Origin of the sequence: Paenibacillus pasadenensis DSM 19293, assembly GCF_000422485.1 — a bacterium.
Taxonomy (GTDB): domain Bacteria; phylum Bacillota; class Bacilli; order Paenibacillales; family Paenibacillaceae; genus Paenibacillus_O; species Paenibacillus_O pasadenensis.
The window spans coordinates 67,567-89,723 of record NZ_KE383860.1; the positions used below are offsets into that span (position 1 = coordinate 67,567).

Annotated in this window: 17 protein-coding genes and 1 pseudogene; 1 reads left to right on the forward strand and 17 read right to left on the reverse strand. The window is 45.5% G+C overall.

Features of this window, described 5'->3' with window-relative positions; genetic code table 11:
* Positions 1 to 79: 79 nt before the first annotated feature.
* The 3 genes from H582_RS0124210 to H582_RS0124215 form a co-directional block, all read right to left on the reverse strand.
* Positions 80 to 784 (reverse strand): Fic family protein, encoded by a 705-nt coding sequence (locus H582_RS0124210; RefSeq protein WP_052333627.1) that lies wholly within the window; start codon positions 782 to 784, stop codon positions 80 to 82.
* 87 nt (positions 785 to 871) lie between these two features.
* Positions 872 to 1,000 (reverse strand): hypothetical protein, encoded by a 129-nt coding sequence (locus tag H582_RS33210; RefSeq protein ID WP_255309779.1) that lies wholly within the window; start codon positions 998 to 1,000, stop codon positions 872 to 874.
* Positions 1,001 to 1,115: 115 nt separating this feature from the next.
* Complete coding sequence (locus H582_RS0124215) at positions 1,116 to 1,589, reverse strand: bactofilin family protein (protein WP_028600608.1); 474 nt, start codon at positions 1,587 to 1,589, stop codon at positions 1,116 to 1,118.
* Between the two features lie 216 nt (positions 1,590 to 1,805).
* On the opposite strand from H582_RS0124215, the gene cls reads away from it, so the two are divergent.
* Positions 1,806 to 3,233, forward strand: coding sequence for a cardiolipin synthase (gene cls, locus H582_RS0124220; RefSeq protein WP_028600609.1), 1,428 nt, complete (start codon positions 1,806 to 1,808; stop codon positions 3,231 to 3,233).
* Between the two features lie 171 nt (positions 3,234 to 3,404).
* Here cls and H582_RS0124225 read toward each other — a convergent pair whose 3' ends face one another.
* The 14 genes and pseudogenes from H582_RS0124225 to H582_RS0124290 all read right to left on the reverse strand — a co-directional run bounded on the left by H582_RS0124225 (position 3,405) and on the right by H582_RS0124290 (position 22,155).
* A complete protein-coding gene (locus tag H582_RS0124225) occupies positions 3,405 to 4,391 on the reverse strand; it encodes a copper amine oxidase N-terminal domain-containing protein (RefSeq protein WP_028600610.1) in 987 nt (328 codons plus the stop codon).
* Between the two features lie 60 nt (positions 4,392 to 4,451).
* Positions 4,452 to 5,207, reverse strand: a pseudogene (gene tagH / locus H582_RS29440) (teichoic acids export ABC transporter ATP-binding subunit TagH); the annotation flags it as partial.
* A gap of 15 nt (positions 5,208 to 5,222) precedes the next feature.
* A complete protein-coding gene (locus H582_RS0124235; RefSeq protein WP_164820179.1) occupies positions 5,223 to 5,978 on the reverse strand; it encodes an ABC transporter permease in 756 nt (251 codons plus the stop codon).
* 44 nt (positions 5,979 to 6,022) lie between these two features.
* Positions 6,023 to 7,309, reverse strand: a complete 1,287-nt coding sequence (locus H582_RS0124240; RefSeq protein ID WP_028600612.1) for a nucleotide sugar dehydrogenase — start codon at positions 7,307 to 7,309, stop codon at positions 6,023 to 6,025.
* 14 nt (positions 7,310 to 7,323) lie between these two features.
* Positions 7,324 to 9,264, reverse strand: coding sequence for a heparinase II/III family protein (locus H582_RS31485; protein ID WP_084137584.1), 1,941 nt, complete (start codon positions 9,262 to 9,264; stop codon positions 7,324 to 7,326).
* 15 nt (positions 9,265 to 9,279) lie between these two features.
* Complete coding sequence (locus tag H582_RS29445) at positions 9,280 to 11,403, reverse strand: glycosyltransferase (RefSeq protein WP_043112004.1); 2,124 nt, start codon at positions 11,401 to 11,403, stop codon at positions 9,280 to 9,282.
* A 12-nt stretch (positions 11,404 to 11,415) separates the two neighbouring features.
* A complete protein-coding gene (locus H582_RS31490) occupies positions 11,416 to 13,584 on the reverse strand; it encodes a CgeB family protein (protein ID WP_084137585.1) in 2,169 nt (722 codons plus the stop codon).
* Complete coding sequence (locus H582_RS32290; RefSeq protein ID WP_028600614.1) at positions 13,562 to 13,834, reverse strand: hypothetical protein; 273 nt, start codon at positions 13,832 to 13,834, stop codon at positions 13,562 to 13,564. The genes H582_RS31490 and H582_RS32290 overlap by 23 nt, the downstream gene beginning before the upstream one ends.
* Positions 13,834 to 15,135, reverse strand: coding sequence for a glycosyltransferase (locus H582_RS0124265; RefSeq protein WP_127464563.1), 1,302 nt, complete (start codon positions 15,133 to 15,135; stop codon positions 13,834 to 13,836). The genes H582_RS32290 and H582_RS0124265 overlap by 1 nt, the downstream gene beginning before the upstream one ends.
* The gene (locus tag H582_RS0124270; RefSeq protein ID WP_052333630.1) at positions 15,086 to 16,315 is read right to left on the reverse strand and encodes a glycosyltransferase family 4 protein; all 1,230 of its coding nucleotides are present in this window, start codon (positions 16,313 to 16,315) and stop codon (positions 15,086 to 15,088) included. The genes H582_RS0124265 and H582_RS0124270 overlap by 50 nt, the downstream gene beginning before the upstream one ends.
* A gap of 242 nt (positions 16,316 to 16,557) precedes the next feature.
* The gene (locus H582_RS0124275) at positions 16,558 to 17,202 is read right to left on the reverse strand and encodes a hypothetical protein (RefSeq protein WP_028600617.1); all 645 of its coding nucleotides are present in this window, start codon (positions 17,200 to 17,202) and stop codon (positions 16,558 to 16,560) included.
* Between the two features lie 83 nt (positions 17,203 to 17,285).
* On the reverse strand, positions 17,286 to 19,343 hold the full coding sequence (locus H582_RS0124280; RefSeq protein WP_127464561.1) for an S-layer homology domain-containing protein: 2,058 nt from the start codon (positions 19,341 to 19,343) through the stop codon (positions 17,286 to 17,288).
* Between the two features lie 1,041 nt (positions 19,344 to 20,384).
* Positions 20,385 to 21,200 (reverse strand): ABC transporter permease, encoded by an 816-nt coding sequence (locus tag H582_RS0124285; RefSeq protein WP_028600619.1) that lies wholly within the window; start codon positions 21,198 to 21,200, stop codon positions 20,385 to 20,387.
* Positions 21,193 to 22,155 (reverse strand): ABC transporter ATP-binding protein, encoded by a 963-nt coding sequence (locus tag H582_RS0124290; RefSeq protein ID WP_043112008.1) that lies wholly within the window; start codon positions 22,153 to 22,155, stop codon positions 21,193 to 21,195. The genes H582_RS0124285 and H582_RS0124290 overlap by 8 nt, the downstream gene beginning before the upstream one ends.
* Between the last annotated feature and the right edge of the window lie 2 nt (positions 22,156 to 22,157).

Below are 22,157 nucleotides of genomic sequence, written 5' to 3' on the forward strand. Positions count from 1 at the left end.
GGCGCTTTCGCTACGCGCGGTTTTTCCGCGCGTAGCGGGCTGGGGCGCGCGGGGCGGGGCGACTCCCGCACTTACGCTGCTAGAAACGAAACTCATTTCTAAAGTACTGATATCTCCGCACACAAGTCGATTTTCCCAGCGCGATCAACCTTCCCTTCTCCACTAACTTTTTCATATAATGCCGAGCTGTGCTGGGATGAATTCCAATTGCCTTTGCCACTTGGCTTGGAGAGACGTCCTTGAGTTGGGTCTGAGCAAATTGCAATATAGCCAGCTCTGTCGTTGACAGATTGAGGGAAGTCTCGGAAGGCTTTCGCTCAAGGGATTGAAGCAGCTGCCTGATCATCTGCTGAAGCAGCTGCGGATCTCTGGCAACCGTGTCGTAGGGAATCGCAACATTTCGGAAAGAATAAGTTTGAAGCTGAATTTCTCGCAGAAGCTCGCGCTCATACTTCGTTCGATCCGTCTGCTCCACATGGGGGCCGTATCCTTTCACGTCGAGGTTGAAGCGCAGATCGCCTCTCAGCCATGCGAAGTCCAGGTAGCATCTCGCGCCACGCCAGTCACTCACTTCATACTCAGGGTGCAATTCGTCGAGCGAACCGAACATCGGCCACCATACTTTCTTTAGAAACAGCTTCTCCCCATGTCCGTGACCTCGTTTCAGCCGATCTCTCCGTTCGCCTTTGCGCTTGCGAAGGTGGCCGTTCAGCCATACCGCATGCGCCTCCTCGAATTCATGTTCTTCCTTTGCCTTGATTCCTTTCGCCTCCCTATCGCCCATAAAAAAACGCCCTGCCGCGTGACGGAATGGAGTCGTCGATCCGCCTCCTTTCGCGAGCGAAAGGAAACGAATCGGGATTCGATCCGGTCAAGCAACAGGACGTGCTTCGTCCAGGCCATTGATTGCGCGCACAAGCTTCATCGCTTGGCGTTTTTTCAAAGAATAGCCCAAAACGATGTAATAGGCAAGAAGATTTTCTACCAACCTGTAGAACAAGCTGCACCCTCCGTGCGCCGCACGACGGCAGTCCGGACCCCTTCCACGCTCGCCAGCAGGCTCGCGCCATCCGCCGCATGACGGTGTCCGGACCCTTCGCCGCTTGCCGCGCCGCTCAGCCCGCCTGGCGGCGCTCCTTCACGACGCCCTCGCGCAGCTCGCGCGGCGGAGCCGGCTCGCCGCTCTGGACCTGGCGGGCTGCCTGCGGAGCAGGAGCCGGCGCAGGCTGCGCGGCTTCTTGCGGACGCGGAGCTTCCATGCGGCAGCTGCCGCTGAGGACGCCGCCGTCCTGCACGAGCAGCGACGCCGTCGTCGCGCTGCCATGAAGCTGCCCGCTGCTCAGGATCGTGAGCCTGCCGGTCGTCACGACATCGCCGTACACCTTGCCGGAGATGGTCAAGTCGCGCGCGGATATGTTGGAGCGGACCACTCCGCTTTCGCCGACGATGACATCCTCCTTGCACTCGATGTCGCCCCGGTATTCCCCTTCGATGCGCAAACTGGCCTGGCAGGACAGCGTGCCCTCTGCGCGCGTGCCTTGCCCGATCAGCGTGTCGGCCGCCATCAAGCGCTTGTTTTCCTTGAACATGCTCCATCCCCTCCCGCAGTGTAGGCTCGTGCTATGTAGTATGTATTCTCGATGGAGGCCGTTCATGACAGAACTCGTCGAGGGCAGGCCGGTTCATGTTCGAGTCTGCCGCCCAAGCCCGCGTATCGCTCCACCCCCGATTCCTGCTTGAAATCGCCGTCCATCGTTGATACTTATAGAGAAGATCCTATTTCATCTCCTATAAGAAGGTGCCCCATGTTCTGGCTGCTGATCGCGCTCTTGGTCTTCCTCTTTCAAATCATGACCATCCTCATCCTGGAATACCGCCAGCCGAGCAAGACCGTCGCCTGGCTGCTTATCCTGTTCGTGCTGCCGGTCATCGGCTTCGTCATGTACTACTTTATCGCGAAAGAGTTCCAGAACCGCCGCACCGTCCGCCGCCGCGGCGTCATCGCCCGCGAAGTGCAGCTGAAGGCGCTGCGCCAGAGCGCGCTCGTCCACCGCGCGCAGGATATGGAAGCGCCTGACTTCGCGCATGAGGAGCGGCTATTCAACCTGCTCGGCAGCTTCTCGATGCTCCCGATCACCGGATGCAACGAGACGGAGGTGCTGACGAATGCCGAAGCGACCTACGCCTCCATCCTGGACGCTCTCGAGGGGGCGAAGCATCACATCCACCTCGACTACTACACGCTGCGCGACGACGAGATCGGCTGCCGCTTCAAGGAGGCGCTGCTCCGCAAAGCGAAGCAAGGCGTCGAGATCCGCATCATCTACGACGGGATCGGCAGCCTGGAGCTCAAGAGCTGGTTCGTCAAGGAGCTGGAGGAAGCCGGCGTCTGCGTGCAATGCTTCCTCACGCCGCGGATCGCCTTTTTCGACAAGCGCGTCAACTTCCGCAACCATCGCAAGATCGTCGTCGTGGACGGCACGGCCGGGTTCGTCGGCGGCATCAATATCGGGGACGAATATCTCGGCAAGGACCCCAAGCTCGGCTTCTGGCGCGATACGCATATCAAGCTGACCGGGGACTCCGTCTATTATTTACAGCTCGTCTTCATGAGGGATTGGTGGTTTACCGCGCGGGAGCGGCTGGAAAAGCCGGAGTACTTGCCGGAGCACGGCTGCATCGGCGAAGAGCAGGTGCAGATCGTCGCCAGCGGGCCGGATACGAGCTCCGACGCCATCCTGGAAGGAGTCTTTTCCGCCATCAGCGCGGCCAAGGAAAAGGTGTACATCGCGACGCCTTACTTCATCCCAGACCCGAGCGTGCTCATGAGCCTGCGGACGGCGGCGCTGAGCGGCGTGGACGTGCGCATCATCCTGCCGCATGGATCGGACTCCAAGCTGGTCCTCTACTCCTCGCTCTCCTATGTCGAGGATCTGCTCATGGCGGGCGTGCGCATCTACCGCTACCGCAAGGGCTTCATCCACGCCAAGGTCATGATCGTCGACCGGCTGCTCGCCTCGGTGGGCACGGCGAACATGGACATGAGGAGCTTTTTCAGCAACTTCGAGATCAACGCCCATGTATACAGCGCCAAGGCGATCTCGCGGCTGGAAGAGGACTTCATGGCGGATCTCGAGGACTGCTACGAGCTGACCCTGCATGAGTTCGAGAAGCGCCCGCGGATGCAAAAAGCGGCGGAGGTCGTGGCGCATATGCTTTCTCCTCTGCTGTAGTCGGTAAATTCCCAGCCATCAGACAAGTCACATTGCGGAAGATCGTTACCATAACCCGATTCAAAAGGTGCAGGGTACGTCGTTACTTCATTCTCAATTAATTGCACTGCTAAACGCACAAAAAAAACCAGCATTGACCCAACAAACGGGTCAATGCTGGTTTTTTGTAAATCAACCTTTCAACATATCACTCATCAATTCTTTTCCGGCGTTCAATTCCTCGTTGAATTTTTGGCGGTATTCCTGAATGATGGATGTGCTATAGCCATATTTGGTCAATTCGGCCTCCACTTGAGACACTAGGGAGTCGAACTGCGAGGTAAAGCTGGTCAGCGAATCTTCGCCCTGCTTTTTCAAAGCGGCTCTCTTTGATTTGTCTGATGTGTCCACGTATTGCTGACCAAGCTTGAGGAATGTCGTTTTGGCGTTCATATACAAGGTTTGGAGCTTGGCGTCCGCCCGGAATTTAACATCCTCATAAGTGGGAACAGAAGGAATGACGATGCCGCCACCCTGCGCAACTCCCGAAGTATTGCCGCCCGCTCCGGAATTGTCGCTGCCTGCCGCATTTTCGGAGGCAGGATTGCCCGGCTCAGGCTCCTTCGGTTGGACAGAAGCCGGAGATGTAATTGTAATTCGCTTGCTGGAGCTGTCCCATTTCACGTTCATGCCCGTGCTCTCGCTCATAAAGCGGATGGGAACATACAAGCTGTTATTCAGCATATAAGCAGTTTGGCCCGCAGGAAGCTGTTTTTTGGCTCCGTAGAAGACAAAGGAAACTTTAGCCGGTTTGATGGTCAGCTTTTGGTTCCCGATCGAAGCCGGCGTGCCGGAAGCCCCAATCGCATTGAGAAAATACTCCCTAAGTACGACCAGCTCTTTGTCTGTCGGCTTGGAGACCGACACTGTGGCTGTTGAAGCATTCCACTGAACGGATTGAAGCAGTCCATATGCGATATACCGGATAGGAACGTAAGAAGTTCCTTGATGGCTGAATAGGTATTGACCGTGAGGCATTTCTAGAGTTCTGCCGTCAAAGATCGTCTCAAAAGCAACCGATTGTGTTGTTGCTTGCGATGCTGCAGCTTGTGCAGAGAACGGCTGCGCGATGAAGCCGAGCAATGCCGCCAGTACTGCGATTTTCAAAAGATTCCACATCGTTAATCCCCATTTCTAAATTTGATCCCAAATTCCAAGTCATACTCCCCAGTGCGAGGCTCTGAGCTCAGCCCTCTCTGCCGGAGAGAGAGTTTGATAATGGTTCAAAAAGCGCTCATACTCTGCGGCGACCTCTTCAATATCTCCATATTTCTTAAGCTCGCCGTCATGGAGCCAAAGCCCTTTGCTGCAAAAGCTTTTGACTTGCGAAAGAGAGTGACTGATGAAAAAAATGGTCTTCCCCCGCTCTTTGAATTCGCTTATTTTAGCCAGGCACTTGTCGCTGAAGGTCTGATCCCCTACGGAGAGAGCTTCATCGATGACCAAAATGTCAGGATCGATATGAACGGATATCGCAAATCCCAACCTAGCCTTCATTCCGCTTGAGTAGGCTTTAATGGGTTGGCGAATGAATTTCCCCAACTCGGCAAATTCGATCACAGCCGGCGTTATGGCCTTGATTTGTTGATGGGACAAGCCCATCATCAATCCTTTGAGCTCGATATTTTCAAGACCGTTGAGCTGATTGTTCAGTCCTGAAGAAATCGCGATAAGAGCCGCGTTACCATTGATAAGAACCGAACCTGTGGAGGGGATCGTCACTCCGGCGATAAGGTTGGACAATGTACTTTTGCCGGCGCCATTCATGCCTATGATTCCGACCACATCTCCGCTATCGACCGTAAAAGTCAGGCCACGAAGCGCCTGATGGACAGGGGGATTATTCCTAAAAAAAAATAAATCCCGTATTCTTTCACTTGTACTGGAATGCAGACGGTATGATTTTCCCACTTCTTGAAATTGGACTTGATGCACGCTTATTCAACACCTCTATTGGTAATCCATGAAATGCTTGCGGAATCGAACATGTATGAACGCCCCCCACGCAAACAACGCTAAGATTACGAGCCAAAATCCGGCTGTATAAGCCGAGGTAAGATCGAATCGATTGAAAAGCATCGCGTTGCGATAGCCGTCGACCAAATAAGTGACGGGGTTGTATCGAATCACCTGTTTCAATAACTCAGGAGTCTTGGAGTTTACCGTCCACATAATCGGAGTGATGAAGAACAAGGCTTTAGTAACCGCGCCGATTACAAACCTAAAGTCACGGACAAATGCTGAAACGGTGGAGGTAAACAAAGCCAGTGCAGATAAAAGGGACACGGTTGCAATTACATAATAAAAGATTCCTAAATAAGAGATTCCAAAAAAGCCATATTTAACAATGACCGCAATTATAACAATGAACAGCATGATCAAGTGAGAAATCAACTGACTTATGATCGTGATGGAAGGCAGAACGCTCAACGGAAACTTCATTTTAGATACTTGGCTTAATTGAGAGCTAACCGAGCTGGCGCCCTGCACGATTCCAGAGCCGATGAATAGCCACGGCACCAAGCCGCAGCTCAGCCAGAGCAGAAATGGCACTCCTTCTACCGGGGCTCCTCCTCGTATCCCCATTCCAAATACGACCCAATAGACGGCCAATTGGCTCAGCGGATTCAAAAACACCCACAACAAGCCTAAACGATTCGTAATATAGGTTGATTTGAGTCGAAACAAGGCAATTCTTATGATCATATAGCGGTTTCTATAGTGTTCTTTTGCAACAATCCTCAAAAAATTCATGCAATCACGGTTTCAAGATTGTTTACATATTGATATAGATTCCCGAAATTAACCATCTGGAACCCTTGAGTATTTTCCAATTTCACACTATTCCTCGTATCGAAAAGCATTCGTCTCCTCATTCCCTTTCCATAAGGACTGAAGTCCATCAGTCGGAACTCTGAATGATCCGTTAACAAAAGGATAAGATCGGCATCTCTCATCGCTTCCTCAACAGAGACAAATCTTGGATCTAAAGTTTCTACATGCGGGTCATGAATGGACACGTCGAAACCAGCCTCCGCCAGCAGCTCAACGACTTCCATAGCAGGACTTTCCCTTATATCATCGACATCCGCTTTATAAGTAACTCCCAAGACGGCGATTTTCGGATCGTGGATTCCCTTCACCAGTTTTTCTGTATTCGCTGCAACGTAGTGAGGCATGGAAGAATTAGTTTCCCTGGAAAGGTGAATGATCTTGGCCAGATCCGGTGACTTGGCGACAATGAAATAAGGATCGACCGCCAAGCAGTGCCCGCCAACACCTGGGCCTGGATGATGCAAATTGACCCGCGGATGTTTATTCGCCATTTCGATGACTTCCAAGGCGTTGATTCCCAAATCATTGCAAACCTTCGTCAGCTCATTGGCGAGAGCAATATTCACATCCCGGAAAGTATTCTCCATCAGCTTGGACATTTCCGCGGTGCGCGCATTCGTTTTGATTATTTCGCCTTTGACGAATGTCCGGTAGACGCTTGCCCCCGCCTCCGCACAAGCTTCCGTAACGCCTCCGACAATACGATTGTTGTAGACAATCTCATGAAGGATTTTTCCTGGCAGTACTCTTTCTGGACAATGAACCAAATAAACGTCCTCACCCACAACAAACCCCGCGGCCTCAATAAGAGGTTTCACATGGTCATCCATGCTCCGCGGGGCGATCGTAGATTCAATTATGATTACATTTTGCTTTCGAACATAAGTAAGGATTTGCTTTGTGGCTTGGAGTACGTAGCTTAGGTCGCAGGATTTATGCTCATCATCCATATTTGGTGTCGGTACTGCGATGATAAAGACATCTGCTTCTTCCGGCATTAGAGAGGCTCGGAATTTCTTCTTTCCGACCACATCCTTGACGGCTTCTTCCAAACCAGGCTCTTCGATATGGATTTTCCCCGAGTTCAAAGTCTCCACTACTTTATGATAAACGTCTACACCCACGACGTCGGCTCCATGCTGAGCAAAAGTAACTGAGGTAGGAAGACCTATGTAACCAAGACCGATTGTACAGATTTTCATTGTTATTCCTCCATTCATTTCACTAATAACTTGTATTTTTTATTTTTAGTTCTTATAAAGGACCATATTTGAATTGATTCAATATTAATGTTATATCCTAAATCAATCGCAAAATAATTCCCATCCTGATAACTGATCCTTTCCTTAATAACGCCATCGGCCAAAATATAACAGGCAAATTCTATTGAGTCCTTTGCTTCAGCTTCTATCCAAATTTTAAGTAACTGAAATTCGTCTTTATAATATTTCGTGCTTAAATGGCAAATCATTTGAGAGCAATCTCTTTTGAATATATCTATAACCCACAGACTATTATCCAATTGCACTATTACTTCATTATTTAATTCATCAAAACTGAAATTATCAAATTTAAATGTACTGTCGGAATCAAAAGTATCATTAATCACAATTCCTGCAACAGCAACATCCGTCATTGTACTCAAATATGAATATTCCAAATTATGGCAGTCTTCTAGCTCCGAGAATTTCTTTGATCGAAAGCCTCTTATATTATTTTTCTCATTATTACCAAAATAATAATCATGGCTTAGAAAATTTGAAAGCAAGTGAATATTCACTTCTATATTATTTTTTGAGAATTTAATTTCACTCCCCATGATCTTCCTTAATATCAAATCCCCATCTAAATTGAAAAATTGAGAATATACCTTAGCTTCATTTGAATTAACTAAGTCTATAATAATAGCAACATTAGGATCGAAATAAAATAAAAGCCGTTTTATTTCAACACTTTTATAAGCACAGTTTATTAATTCGACAAACTCAAATCCCAGTCCCTTTTTATAAGTGCATATTTTAATTTCATTATTAATGAGTGGATATTCCTCTCCCTTTATAGAAACTACATTATGAGCTATAGTTGAGAGTATATATTTTCTCATTGGATCTTTATTATTATAATTATACTTTCCTGAATCAATAAAAATATTATTCCCCCTAAAATCCCAAGTGAACGACAAATCATCATGATGCTTATGACTTTTATTACTAAAACCAGCCTTTAATGAAAGGTAACTATCTTTCGATTTTAAAAGAACTAATCCTGAATCAATAAAAATCGAGGATTCATCTATATATTCATCGCTTTTAAAAAAAATAGTCTGTGTATCACCTAATAATGGGTAGGATAAGTCCGGCTTAAGCATTTGAATATGAGCATATTTGATAACATCAATCTTGTTCGAGATATCTTTCACTAATTCAGATCCAACATTTAATTTATCTTTATTTTTCAACAAAAAATCATAACATTCATTAAATAGCTTATACGTATGATAATGATATTCTGGTGAATTCTCACTATTAAGACCTTCTTCGCAAAATGACTCTTTAAGTTGCTGTTTTAGTCTGTCTAGTGAAGTTAGAACCCAGGCAGTTGATTTCTCTAGATCTAAAAACGAAAAAGAAATCTGTAATAATGCACGATCCATCATTATTCCATGATTGTTAAAAACATAATTTTTTTTATCAGAAAGAAAATCCCCGTGTTTATCAATCAATACTTTCAGTATTCCTTTGAATTCTTTGTTTTCTTTTATGTTCGAAGTTTCTAAAACCTGAATTAAATGTGTAATAACAATTGATCTATTCGCTACACTAAAATCATACCAAACATATTTTTCGTTACTATTCAAACAATGATTTGTCCAACTGATTATGATTTCCTGAGCTTTTAACAAATAGATTGTGTTAAATGATACTTCATAAGCACTTACCAAACTGCTAACAAACTGTAATGATTGGAGATAAACCTGATAAGTATTTTCTGGATCACCATTCAATTTCCATATTCCATCTATAGAATCCGCTTTTTTCTCAGGCAGCGAACTATGTAGATATATATTATTCTCCATAATTCTATCAGCGGTAGCTATCGTTTTTTGCCCTTCAGGATTCGTTCGCTTAAAATAATAATTCAAACTTGAAAATTTCATTTCAATCCTCCTCCCCTAATTATTCATTATAAATTTAATCTTCTCAATAATATCTCTGGAATTAAACATATTAAAATAATTATCCTCAATTATCTTTTTTCTAGTTGTATTGTAGCTTGAATTGTAGATATAATTTTCCATTTCAAAGGAATTACTAAATAGAAATTCCGCAGGATAGATGGTTTCTGCTCCAGGCCATTTGTAGACAATTGGGATACTCCCAGAAACCATTCCTTCCATAGGAGCTAAGTGAAAACTTTCGAAATCACTCGTTGAAAGAATATATCCGATTTTCCGGAACCATTCATCCATATCGTCTCCTGACTCTTCAAATATAACGTTTTCTTTCCATTCCGCGTTGTTTATTCTATTAAAGACATTGTCAAAATACGTCCTCTCTTCCTCTCTCTTATTTACCCAAGGAAGTTGATGAGGAAGTTTACTTTTGACAAATAATTTATACCTTTTGTCCTTTTTCCATAGGTTTTCAAAAACATCGAGAGCCCTATCCAGCCTCTTACGCGCTGGAATAATACCGCAAATTCCGAGATTAAATTGTATACTATCTCCATCAAATTTAGTCAACTTAAACTTGTTTATATCAATCATATTGTAAATCATGATAAATTTCGATCTCGGTATCTTTAAGACTCGATGGAACTCCTCCAGTATATAAGGGGAAATTGCGATAATATGATCGATTCTATCCAGATTAAAATTACCTGGATACTCAGTTTCTCTTTCTTGAAGATGCATTCTAACTACTAATTTCTGCCCGGTTTTTTTATGACTCGAATACCAGACAGCATTGCCCAGACCCCATTCACAGAAAATCACATCAGCCCATTCCAAGCAGTGCTTGCTATGCGCTTCGTCATGCTTATTATGTCCCATCCAAGCATCAATCTTTACCTCGTATTCGGGCTGATTTTCAAAATAATCGATTGCAGTTTGAATAAATTTCAAATCATGCCCCGCAAATACAACCTTTATTTTATCCGTATTAAAGCTCCATAATGTTTCCTTGATTCTCCTGTAGGATTCTTCAAACCCAAACTTATTGCAGGCTTCTTGAATCCTCCTGGATTCTTGACGGTACAACTGGGCATCATTCATTATTCGAACCGTCTTTTCAACAACTTCATCTTCTGTCTCAGCATACATGAAATAATCTTTACCTAATATGGATTCGTGCAGCTTCGTTCTTCTTACGATAGTTGGCTTGCCTAACCGTCCATATTCCAATAATTTAGTCGATAATTCCGTACTTGAGTCATTATCGATAATTTCGTCTCTCCAGCAAAAGCCAATATCTGAACTTTTAATTAGATCAACAACAGCACTTCTAGAAACAGCGCCGGTCCATGAAATGCCTTCTGTTAGTTGTAGCTTCATTGTCAGTTCATTTTTTTTTGCAGCAAGATCACCCTGAAATTTATTTCCTGCAATATTTAATTTTATTTCCAAACCCATTGCTTTTAATCTCTCGAAAATGTTCAACATTTCTTCAACATACCACTCTGAAGCAAACTTACCGCTATAAATGATTGCATTTGTCTTCACACGGGGTCTTGAATCCACGACCTTGAACTCTTCTGGAATCATAGGATACAACAGTCTAAACTTTTGACCATCCACGTTAAGATTTTTGACTAACAGTTCTCTGGCTTGTTCCGTTTGAACCAAGAAATAAGTGACGTTGTGATATATTTTTTGCAATGCATAAACATCTTCTAAATCAATGACACTACCTGAATATTTTATATTCGTAATATAGGGAACGACTTTTTGGGCATAGGGCTTGGAACTCAGTTCCTTTGCTAGGTCAAAACCTCTGATAATAATACAGTGGTACTTGTTTTGACCATCAAGTTTCTCAATTGCATGAATGGCATCTTTAATGGACAATCTATTACTTTGAGTTGTAATAACATCATTGTGCCGAATTAGTTTTACTCTCGGTTGGTTTTTCATTTCAATTAATACAACTTCATTGATCGGTTTTGCTTTAAGCAGTACATCCACATCCACATTTGGATCCTGTGCCAATACTCTTGCAGTGGATTGAAGCCAAATTGCCGAGCCATCCAGATAATTTAGGTCAACATCGCCATAAAGCAATATTTTTAAACGTCGCATAATCAACCTCTCTTATAGATCATATATAACTGGCTGTTTGGAAATGAAGTTTTGAACATAATTAAATTTATCTACCGAAAACATCTTATGGCCTTGAGGGAAGTATCTATTAAAATTCTTATTCTCTTTCAAATCCAATAAGCATTTAAACAAGTTGTTTTTGAGAAGAGACGCTTTTATCATGGAGGAGTGCGGCTCCAAGCTCGTCACGAATACGTACTCTTCTCCTTTGTTCTCAATGAATTCATTATTTTCAAAGCAATACTTATTGTTCTTACCAATTATCTCGCTTTTGCTATATTCAACAGCTATCGCCATATCCAACAAGTAATTCTCCCCGTAATGATCGCGAGGATTAATATAGCACACATATGTATCTCCGAAGAAAGAAGATGCTTTTTCATAATACTCGGCATATGAATACACATACGCACTCACTTCATTGCTATTGTAATGGTTTATAATATCAATATACCCTTCGAAGTTATCCAGAAAAACGTATAGTTTTCTATTTCCAAATGTCTGCTTTGAAAATATAACATGTACCCTTTCAAACTCTTCTTTAGAATGCACTACTGAAACCATACTAATATGATTTTCCGTAGAAGGATGTTCAACTTGGATTCCAATCTTTTTTATTAAATCATGAATTCGATGTTGATAAGTATGATTTAAATAAACCTCTCTGATTCCTTCGAGAGACTTGCGCCTGTAGTAGAGATCATTATTCATTAATAGATTCATTTCTTCTTCAAGGACATGAATTTCGTTAGAATTAATAACAAGGTTGTTAAACATAGCTTGAATACCATTGGACTTAGTACTCACAACAGGAGTACCGCTAGCTAATGACTCGAAAACCCTTCTCGAGAACATTGTTGGTGAATCAATGACACTATTAACGTTCAAGCAGATTCTATAACCTTTATAGGCCTTCTCAATATCTTCATAAGACAAGCTTCCAATGATGCGATCCTTTAAGAAATCTGGGAATTGAAAATTACTATTTTTGTTTTTGAGATTAGCTTCGAAGTTTCGATCATAGATATCAAACTCATATTCACAAGCAAGCTTAAATAAAATATTCATTGCATTTTGCCGATCCTGGTGTCTATTCGAATAGTACGAGCCCGCAAAATTTATTCTATTCTTCCGGCCTTCAGGTAGTTTAACAGGATTATGCAATGAAGGGTCGGCCGAAAAAGGCATGGCAAACACTCGTTTATGCTTAACTTCATTTTGGTACGGGATAATCATGTTTTGGTCTGTCGTAAAAACGTAATCAAACATTTTAGCGGTATCTAAAAACTTATTAAAGTGGATCGGATCTTCTTTGTTCCAAAAAGCGGTGGGGACCCCATTTTCGTTGCACCAGTTTATCAGTTCTTTCAAGTCCGTTTTATCTTGATTGCTGTATGTTGCAATTTTATATTCCCAGGTTCCTTGATAACCTTTCCAAGCAGACTCAACCAATAAAAGATCCGGTATATCTGAATTAAGGGTTTCCTTCCACATCGAAGGGATAAGATTAATCAATCGAACATTTTTTTCAAAACAAGTTCTTGAAAATTCGTCCAGAATACATGCAACTTTAAGATCCTTTAATGATTCAATTATTCTATGTCGGTTTTGCTTGATTGGTTTCGTATTTTGTACAAAGAGATCTTTTATCACTGGCTGCTTCCGGTTTAATTCTAATCTTTTTATTTTAGCCGTTCCCTTTCCAGTTACTTTCAGAGCACATCGTATAGCTTTCGTGTTATTTTTCAATTTCAATTCATTATTTCTACTGTTTGCCTTCATTACAACTTGATTCATTTTCTCTCTTTCATCATATTCAATAACAATTAAACTAACTTCTAGGTCGCCAGAGGCTTCCAAATCAAAATCCACATGTAGATGATCTTTTGGACAGATAGGAAACTTATGCTTTGGATAAATTCTGAAACTATTATTTTTCTCTATGTACGACAAATACCTATTATCTTCATTTCTTTTAGATATAACAAGTGTATTCAACTCAGTTTCTATCGTGATATCTTCAGATGAAGCTGTCCAACTCTGCTTTAATAACGAATGCTGTGATTTAATTATTCTAGGATCGAGTTGGGTCTTAATCAAACTCATAAGTCGATGATTATTTTCAACCTGTATGTTTCTACAATGTTCGTTTTTTTTCATTTGGATTCACTGCCTTTGATATTTTTTTCTTCAATCGCCAATAAAACTTCATCATTACAATCACTTTCATTGCATTCATTTTTTCAAGTTTGTACTTAAGATGGTTTATTTCTAACTTGTGGTTATTATTTTCTTTTTCTAGTTCATTGATTATTCGATTACTCTCATCCAATTGTTTTAAAACATCTGTTAGTAAAAGAGTCACCTTATCTCTATCGCCCAAAAAATAATTATTTTTCGTCTCCTCCATTAAATAATCACTTCCTTATATATCTTAATGAGACTAGCTTTTTCTCTCATCCAATTAAACTTCTGTCTGGATCTCAAAGAATTTTCTTTCCTCATTTTATAAAACTCCAAATCATCCAAAAGTCTATTCACGCCTCCTGCAATCGACTCGGGACTATGAGAATCTACGCATATACCAATCTGCTCGCCTTCAACAACCCGCTGAATCTCGGGGAAAGAACAAGCGACTACAGGAACTCCGCTCATCATGTATTCAAATAATTTATTAGAGGAAGCGGAGTAATGATTGAAGCAAATGTTGTTCAGCACCTGGAAGCCCAGGTAAGCGTTTCTTGTATAATGGAGCAGGTCTTCCACCGGTACTTTAGGAAGAAATTTCACCTTTTGCTCCAAGCCACGCTCCCGTACCATTGCTACCAGCTCCGGCTTGATTTTCCCATCGCCGATCATCACTACCACTCCACGATCGAACATTGGCACCGCCTCAATAATCTTGTCCAGTCCCCTGCCGATTTGGATTCCTCCTTGGTATAAAAGGATCGGTTCTTGATGGGGAATATCAAGCAGCTCGTGTAAATTAACCTTGGCGCTGTTCTCAGGCCTGGAAATCTCCGGGTAGTTATGCACTACTTTCGGGTAAATACCGTACAACTGCTCCGTATACTGAGCTCTCGTATGATTTTCTGCAATCATGACATCCACCCGTTTAACAAGAAAACGCTCTGCAATCCCATAAACGGGACTGTTGTAACCCGTCCGGCTTGTCTGAACTTCATGAGAATCATAGACAAGTTTTCTTTTTCTCAACAGCCTGGAACATACATATCCCTGTGGCAATGTGTTTAAATCGTTGCTGTGGTAAAGGTCATAATTATTTTTCAAGCCGAGCCTAACCATTTGCATGAAAATTAAAGTCTTGGAAATAAACCCTCGACTTTTTTTAAGCGTTAGAAGAGCGCAGGCTATCATCAACAAAAAGGTAAATGCGGGAACAAAAAAAAGACCTGCCAAGGCAAGTCCCACTGGTACGGCTATAAGAATGGGGTACTTCAGCATTTGTCTCTTCAATCGGCTGGCTATGACCGCGGCAACGGATAAAAAGCTGAAAGAGCTTCGGACTCTGAAAACGGAATAACCTTCTTTTCTATTTTCAAACCTGGGCAATGCCGGGTTTTTGGAATCATGGATGGCGATTAAGTCCACTTCGTACCCTGCCTCAGCTAAAGCAGAGCATTCTCTCATGACTCGAGCATCATTTGTAAAGTGGTTCCAAACGAACATGCATATTTTCTTGCTCATAATCATTCTCCAATATTTGATCCAAAATGGATATGTTATGCTGCCACTGGAAGTGTTGGATCGCATACTCGTACCCGTTTTGTCCAAGGGTTGTTCTCAGCTCTTTGCTATTCAGAAGGTTTTCGATAATTTCAACGATTGTGTGCGGGTTCCGATCCTCCGACACGAACCCACATTTCGCCTGCAGGATAAGATCGGCGGAGTAGCCGGAGACGGCTCCAATGATCGGTTTTCCCATAGACATATAATCTACGATTTTTCCAGGCAACACCTTATCGAATACCCTCTGTGATATCAAGCTGACGAAGGCAATATCCGCTTGTCTAACGGCGTCGACGGCATCCTTTTTGTTGGATGCGTCAACAATCTCTATGTTGGCTATCTGGGCATGCTTTACACGTTCTTTTAGATCCTTATACCGATATCCGTAACCCATGACTTTGAAATTGACATCGCTTCGCTCGCTCATGATCTCGGCAGCCTTCAAGAAAATGTCCAAATCCTGAGCCAATCCCACGTTGCCGGTATAAACGACTGTCATCGCTTCTTTGTCCTTTGTCTGGGGCAAGTCCGATAAAATTTCCTTGCTATTTAGAGAGTTGGGGATAAAACTGATTTTTTCGTTTTTAATCCCTTTGCTTAAAATATGCGGTCTAAATCCTTCGCTATTCACGATAATATGCTCGGATGCTTTATAGATCCGTTTCTCCACCCAGCCTGCCATGGCAATAATCGGCTTATGGTTGAAAGCGCCTGTACCGAGTAGCGAATCCGGCCATAGATCCCTCACATCCAGAATCAATGGACATTTCAGCCTCTTCTTGGCGGCCACACCCGCTATCCCTACGAAAATAGCAGGCGTTGAGGCAAGAATATAGTCATACCTTGGACTAAGACTGCGCACTGTCCGAATAAATTTATACATCATTTCCGTGTACAACAGGAGCCTATTATATAGATTATGGCTGTACCTTCTTGTTCTCATCTTAAGTCGGATGACTCGATGTAGAGGTTTATCCTCTTCCCAATAGTGGCTGTCTTTATACATATTGCGGTTAGGATAGCTTGGTTCCATCGTAAGAATCGTAACCTCATGACCTAAGTTCTGCAGTTCATTCGCCATATTTGTAATCCGATTGGCAGCACTACCGATTTCGGGGTAGTAATTTTGAGCCAGCAGCAATATTTTTTTTATACTATCCCCTCCATTCCAGTCTACCAGTAAATGAAATCGAGCTACTTACTTTAATCGACTTTTGGGATCCTATTTTAAAGTCTGTAGCTCGATTTCTTTACATAAAAAAATGGGGCATCTAACCCCACCTCACATCATGCCATCGACGATAAACGTCTAAGGTCCCATAAACCCACAGCATGACCGAGTGTCTCCAGTGATAAAGGTACAGGAGGCATTACCTTTGCAATTCAAGGAGTCTTGTCAATCTGGTTCAACAACCGCTCTTCTTGCTTAATGACCTCTCCGTAACTTCTCCCCTGACTTACACCATATTTTTTTGCAATGGCAATCAATTCATCATATTGTTCTGGGGTGACTTTTTCGTGAATGATTGTTCTTGCCTCCCGTTTTTTTTCCCGAGTAAGCGTTCCTTGAGCAAGCTGCTGCAGTTTTCGAATATCACTTACGCTCAAGCGTTTCAATAGAATGGACATGACAGCCATTTTTTCATTCAATGAAACGTCTTCCTTGATTTCATTCATTTGATCCTTCGACACGGTTGTCAAATAAGCTGAGGATTGATCTTCCTTGTCCCTCGTGTCTACTGGCTCCGGATTGAGCTGGGTCGACTTGTCTTCCGCCTTTTCCACAGTGCTTTTCTTATCGTTCTCAGAACCTTCTGAAGAAGAAGATTGCTTTTCTGAATCGATAGCTGTTCCTGTTTCTTCTTTGGATTTCGGAACGCTTCCAGACTGTACGGTCGACACAATAGCCGACTCAGCCATAGAATCTAGGAATTTGTTCATTGCTAAATTCGCAGCCCAAGCTCCCCCAGCCCCGATGCTGACAATCACCGCACCAGTGCCAATTAATATTTTCGTCCGTTTTCGCATAACGCTCCTTTCCGATTCATCGGTTCCCTTAATCCCATCAGCATCCCCTCCTACTCTGAGGCAGGAGGGAGCTGAGGAATCGGTTAAACGTTCAGCGCTCGATAAATCATGACTGCAGCTTCGGCTCGAGATGCAGAATCATTGGGCCGGAAATAGCCGTTGTCGCCAATTACAATGTTCAAGCTGGCTGCGATAGCAGCCCCTTCTTTAAGAGTGGCATTGATGCTCGCGGCATCTTTAAAGCCTTCTAGCGGAGTAGTCGCAAGATTGGTCAGCATCCCTTTTGCTTTCAAAGCTCTCGTTACCATAGTCGCCATCTCCGCACGCGTAATGGCAGCTTGAGGAGCAAAGGCTTCAGCGGAACGCCCGTTAATGATGCCCTTTGCCGATGCAGAACGAACGTATTCTTCATACCATGCTCCAGGAGGAATATCTCCGAAAGAAGATCCTTCTTCCTTTCCATCTAGATCAAAGGCATGGATAAGCATTTTCGCAAACTCTGCCCGCGTTACAATTCCCTTCGGATCAAAAACGCCACTGCCGCGTCCTTCGATGGCACCTTTCGCTGCCAGAACCTCAATCTGGCGTCCCGCCCAGGCTTTTACATGGATCAGATCATTGAACGCGAGCTTGTTCTCCAACACAACGTAGGAGGAGAAATGGCTGCGGGGTTCAACAATGACTCCATTTTGGACCCAACCGCCCTGATAGAGAAGTTGTCCATCCTGGACTTTGGCCAATGTAACTAGCTCCAGATCAATGTTGTCTGCTGCAGCAAGCGGGATGCTAAGCGTAATTGGGTTGCTGAAGGAACTGACGACCTCTCCGTTCAGTTGAAGATTAAAATCGAAGAGAGGAGAGAGAGTTTTGCGGAACTTAAGAACCGGATTATTTTTCGCATTGGTTTGAGTGATTTCGAACGACAGCTGCTTTGCAAATTCATCCGAATTAGGGAATGACACCTTCATCTCATTTTGAACAAGGTCAAGCGAACTGAAGGGAATTTCCCTCCATTTCCTCATCGCTTCTGCCGGGATCTGAATATGAATCGACTCTTGGCTAACCCGGCCTAAATCAATGATTAATGGCAGCTTAGGCAACTTATCCAACTGACCCGCTTTTTCCAAGAATGCTGCGAGCTGCTCAAACGTAAGTTTTGCCTTTTCCATCAACGGATACAGTTGATCGCCAATAACGAAAGTGGCTCTGTTTTCCTCGATGCGAATCAACGATGCCGCATCTAATTTCTGAACTTTTTGAAGCTCTACGCCCGCAATCCGCAGCGCTTCTTCAACAAGCTGCTTTTTCTCGGCTTCAGTCGCGTTGTCCCACTTGCTTTGGAGATCGCCAAAAGGATTTGCACCTGCCGAGCTTCCTCCTGGGCCAGTTGACGGAATGGAACCGCCACCTCCGTTGTTTCCTTCGCCGGATTCTTCTTCATCCAAGTCCAACACTTTGAAATAAGCTTTCAACAAAGATTGAGAAGCGGCATCAAATATTTCCGGCTGAACCCTTGTCCTGATGTTGTCCTTCACTGCAATCAATTCCAATGACGTTACGCCATAATATTGCAGCAATCTACCTACAATATGATCGTGATTTTCAATCAAGGATTTCAAAAGCTCCTGAGCAAATTGTTCTTGCTTTGCAGGACTATTTAATAAATCCCTAAGCTCGGAAACACTGAGTGCAAGCAGCTTTTGCTTCGCCATACCTTCCAGATAGAAAGCATACTCAATCGCGTCATCTATAGAAATTGCCGTATCCAGCCCAGCTTTTGCAGAAATCTCAGCAAGTACTTCTCGGTAAGAATCATTTTCCCTCAAGTCATTCAGGAACTTTCCCTCTGAATCATAATTTGCTGCCAACAGGTCATGCGCTAAGTCGCTCAATGCTTTTTTCTGTTCTTCGTTTAAATCAAGCTTGCTGATTACTGGACGAATCAGATCGTGTTTTTCGGCATCCGGAACATTGCGCAGGGCTTCGCGAGCAGCAAGAAGATTGGCCTTTCCCTTTTCATCCAATGCTTGCCGGACAGATTCCATCCACTTCAACGCATTATCAGAAGACGAGTTTGCTGCAGCTTTTTGAATGCCAAGTACATGATGGGCTCCAGCAGAAGAAAATGGGGCTCCGGTCATGGCTCCGGCGACCAAAGTGGTTAAGATTGAATACTTAATAGCCTTGTTAGGGACTTTAATCCTACTCACCTCTTCTAATTATGTAAATAAAAATTTAACTTTTTTCAGCATAACATCACTAGATTAAATGGGTCAATAAATTTTCCAGCAGGACCAACTCTTTCATCTCTCTTTCTTAATCAAATATTAATTTTCTCTCATTTTCCCCTTGATTTTTGGGGTTTTTTAGGACTTGAGAACTTCCTTCGTGGAGGTATTTGTCGTTTTTGATTTCCATTTGAATTTATTATTCCAGCTTAAATTTAATTATTACTTATTGTTTTATTTAAAATTAATTAATTTATAAACAAAAATATAATTATAATAACCAAAATACTATGTGTTTATTCAAATTACACAACTAATAATAATTAGTCCTACAGCCTCATAGGCGGAATAGTCCTTTTAAACGAAGCATTAAAGGAAGCGGGAAATAGAAGGGCATGCTGAAACAAGAGGAATTGGAGCAAATGGCGGGTCTGTGGGAGAGAGAGACCTAAGGACGTAGCCGGATTGAGCGCAGGCTGCACTTCTTAACATCAGCTGCCGAGGTTAAGTTTTATAGCACCTATCGGTTCCTTTTTACGTTATCGGAACTTGACCTCCTAACGTCCAACCGATGCCCCTCGGCACGATCCGTTGCTCAGCTTTGAACGCGTCCAGGACGGCTCATCACCCTCTTGCGCTCCGCATCTCCGGTAGGGGATAAAATATCAACCCCACGCAGGGAAGCGCGACAAAAAGCCCCACGCTCGAAATCGAGCGTGGGGCTGTTCCTAAGATCAAGCTCGCCAGCGTGAGCGTGCATCCACGCCTGGCGGTCAGCCGCCGGCGCGGCCTCACAGATGCGATGCGCCAGCCATGCAAAGCCTCTGCACATCAGCGCGCGCAGCAGCCTGCATACGCCGTCTGGGCGCACTTTACATCCCTCTGCGCATCGTCGTGTATGCACAGCGCTTGGGAGCAGGGCCCTGCGCGGAGCCTAAGCGGCTCCGTCGCCGCTTAGGCCGCGACGTCCCGCTTCGTGAATACGAACCAGGACAGCGCCATGAAGACGAGGTAGTAGCCGGCGAGCACGGCCAGCGAGAAGCCGATCGTCATCGGAGAGCCGGAATGGAGCTCTCCGCTCGCGCCGCCGCTGCCGATGTAGCGCGTCAGGTTGAGGTGCTGGAACAGCACGTAGTCCACCCACGGCTTGTCCACGAGCCGCAGCAGCTGCGACAGCGTCGCGCCCATGAGCAGCAGGAACAGCGACAGTCCGATCGACAACGCGCTGCTGCGGAATACCGCCGAGATCATGAAGGCGAGCGTGACGCCTACGGCCGCGGAGATCAGCTCGAGCAGGAAGTACTGGTGATAGTACGACCATGCCGACAGGCTCGGGTCGAGGACGCCGAACGCCTTTTCAGCTGAGACGCCCCGCTCGTAGCCGAACACCGCCGAGTTGATCAGCAGCACGGACAGATAGACGACCAGCAGCGTGAACATCACGAAGATCAGCACGGAGACGTACTTGGAGAGAAGCACCTTGGAGCGCGTCCACGGCCGGATCAGCAGCAGCTTAATCGTGCCGCCTGTGAATTCGCCGGCGACGCTGTCGGCGGCGATGATGACGCTGAAAATGTTGGCCAGCGGCACGAGCAGCATGAGCATGACGCTCGTCATCGACCACATCTCCAGCGGAGAGCTGGAGGAAGCCGAGGCGATGAGCGCGACCGCCGCCGCCAGCAGCGCCAGCAGGCCGAGCATGATCCATGCCCGCGGGCGCCGGTAGATCTTCATGTTCTCGTTCGCAACGAGAGCTGCAAAATCAAACAACCGATTCCCCTCCCGTCACTTCCAGGAATTGCTCTTCCAGCGTCTTGCCGGCGGAGCGGATGCCGTACACAAGGATGCCGCCGCGCACGAGCAGCGCGTTGATCTCGGCGACGTCGGCGCGACGGGCATCCAGCAGGATCGCCCCTGCCTCGCTCCGCACCTGCACCTGCGCCGGCACTCCGTCCGCCGTCCGGATGGCGTCCCGGATCAGCGCGGCCGCCTCGTCCGGACGGTCGACCTCGAACAGCATCTGCACCGGCATGCGGATGCCGGCCGCATCGGCCTCCTCGCCGCCGCGCAGGCGGCGGACGTCGATCAGCCGTCCCGCCTGGATGATCGCCGCCTGATCGCACATCAGCTCCATCTCCGACAGGAGATGGCTGGAGACGAACACGGTCGTGCCCTCCTCCGCCGCCAGCCGGCGCAAGTAATCGCGCAGCTCGCGGATGCCCGCGGGATCGAGCCCGTTTGTCGGCTCGTCCAGAATGAGCAGCGAAGGCTTGTGCAGCAGCGCCTGAGCGACGCCGAGCCGCTGCCTCATCCCGAGCGAGTAGGTCTTGACCTTGTCCTCGATGCGCTTGTCCAGGCCGGCGAGGCGGATGACCTCGTCGATGCGGTTGCGGCTGATGCCCGGCACCATGCGCGCATAGTGCAGCAGGTTCTGGTAGCCGGTCAGATATTTGTACATCTCCGGATTCTCCACGATCGCTCCGACATGGCGGATCGCCTTTTCGTAGTCGGTGCGGATGCTGGAGCCGCCGATCACGATGTCGCCCTCCGACATGCGCATCAGGCCGACCATCATGCGGATCGTCGTCGTCTTGCCCGAACCGTTCGGACCGAGAAATCCAAATACTTCGCCTTGCGGAAGCTCGAGCGACAGATTGTCGATGATCGTCTTGCCGCCGATCCGCTTCGTCACTTGCTTCAATTGAACGATAGGCTGGCTCAGCATGG

Bases quoted from the DNA above. Each gene is read 5' to 3' on its own strand.
- H582_RS0124210 (WP_052333627.1), bottom strand. From the start codon at position 784: ATGGGCGATAGGGAGGCGAAAGGAATCAAGGCAAAGGAAGAACATGAA.
- H582_RS0124215 (WP_028600608.1), bottom strand. From the start codon at position 1,589: ATGTTCAAGGAAAACAAGCGCTTGATGGCGGCCGACACGCTGATCGGG.
- cls (WP_028600609.1), top strand. From the start codon at position 1,806: ATGTTCTGGCTGCTGATCGCGCTCTTGGTCTTCCTCTTTCAAATCATG.
- H582_RS0124225 (WP_028600610.1), bottom strand. From the start codon at position 4,391: ATGTGGAATCTTTTGAAAATCGCAGTACTGGCGGCATTGCTCGGCTTC.
- H582_RS0124235 (WP_164820179.1), bottom strand. From the start codon at position 5,978: ATGATCATAAGAATTGCCTTGTTTCGACTCAAATCAACCTATATTACG.
- H582_RS0124240 (WP_028600612.1), bottom strand. From the start codon at position 7,309: ATGAAAATCTGTACAATCGGTCTTGGTTACATAGGTCTTCCTACCTCA.
- H582_RS31485 (WP_084137584.1), bottom strand. From the start codon at position 9,264: ATGAAATTTTCAAGTTTGAATTATTATTTTAAGCGAACGAATCCTGAA.
- H582_RS29445 (WP_043112004.1), bottom strand. From the start codon at position 11,403: ATGCGACGTTTAAAAATATTGCTTTATGGCGATGTTGACCTAAATTAT.
- H582_RS31490 (WP_084137585.1), bottom strand. From the start codon at position 13,584: ATGAAAAAAAACGAACATTGTAGAAACATACAGGTTGAAAATAATCAT.
- H582_RS32290 (WP_028600614.1), bottom strand. From the start codon at position 13,834: ATGGAGGAGACGAAAAATAATTATTTTTTGGGCGATAGAGATAAGGTG.
- H582_RS0124275 (WP_028600617.1), bottom strand. From the start codon at position 17,202: ATGCGAAAACGGACGAAAATATTAATTGGCACTGGTGCGGTGATTGTC.
- H582_RS0124280 (WP_127464561.1), bottom strand. From the start codon at position 19,343: ATGACCGGAGCCCCATTTTCTTCTGCTGGAGCCCATCATGTACTTGGC.
- H582_RS0124290 (WP_043112008.1), bottom strand. From the start codon at position 22,155: ATGCTGAGCCAGCCTATCGTTCAATTGAAGCAAGTGACGAAGCGGATC.